This window comes from Bacillus sp. LR--39, assembly GCF_053613335.1.
In genome coordinates this window covers 1-999 of the sequence record NZ_JBSIOT010000394.1, presented here as the reverse complement: position 1 = coordinate 999, position 999 = coordinate 1, and the positions used below count along the sequence as shown (strand labels likewise).

The 999-nt window shown below is 41.9% G+C and carries 1 protein-coding gene and 1 pseudogene; both read left to right on the top strand.

Translation table 11 applies throughout. The features are described 5' to 3' along the window. A pseudogene (gene gmuD, locus ACWHAR_RS23510) lies at nucleotides 1–718 on the top strand (6-phospho-beta-glucosidase GmuD); the annotation flags it as partial. 148 nt (nucleotides 719–866) lie between these two features. Further along, the coding region (locus ACWHAR_RS23505; protein ID WP_452088002.1) for a GntR family transcriptional regulator at nucleotides 867–999 on the top strand (133 nt) is incomplete at its 3' end.

The following is a 999-nucleotide window of genomic DNA, read 5'->3' as shown; positions in this document are numbered from 1 at the left end:
GACCCCATCATACCCGAGAAGCAGCCATCCGGCGGATGTAAAAGCCGGGGAAATCGCAGACGCGTTTTTTAACAGATCCTTTTTAGACCCATCTGTCAAAGGCGAATTTCCAAAAGAGCTGGTTGACATTTTGAAGCATGAAGGCTTTATGCCTGATTACAACGCTGAAGATCTTGACATCATCAAAAAGAACACGGTTGACCTGTTGGGAGTGAATTATTACCAGCCGAGACGTGTGAAAGCGAAAGAACATCTTCCGAATCCCGACGCTCCTTTTTTGCCGGACAGGTATTTTGATCCCTACGTCATGCCGGGCCGCAAAATGAATCCGCATCGCGGCTGGGAGATCTATGAAAAAGGCGTTTATGATATTTTGATTAATTTAAAAGAAAACTACGGCAACATCGAGTGTTTTATCTCTGAAAACGGCATGGGGGTTGAAGGTGAAGAGCGCTTCAGAGATGAACAAGGCATCATTCAAGATGATTACCGGATTGAATTTATAAAAGAGCACCTCAAATGGATTCACCGCGCCATACAGGAAGGCTCAAACGTAAAAGGCTATCACTTATGGACGTTCATGGACAACTGGTCTTGGACAAATGCCTATAAAAACCGCTATGGGTTTGTATCAGTCAATCTTGAGAAAGACGGAGAAAGAACCGTCAAAAAGAGCGGAAAATGGTTCAAAAAGGTTGCTGAGCAAAGCGGTTTCTAGATTTTCCTAAAGGTCAAGATCTTCCGGCAATCATCATAACGAATAGAGATGACGAAAATCCGCAACATTGATGAAATAGGGAAAAGAACTTATGATATCCGTAAAAGCTTATGTGATATCAGACTCTAACAGCTGCCGGAGGATGCCAATGAATAAATACGAAATTATTGCAAATGAAATGAGAAATAGAATTAAAAATAACGTATATCCGATCGATCAGCCCATTCCTGATGAAGTATCTCTTGCAAAAGAATTTAACTCAAGCCGCATGACGATGAAGA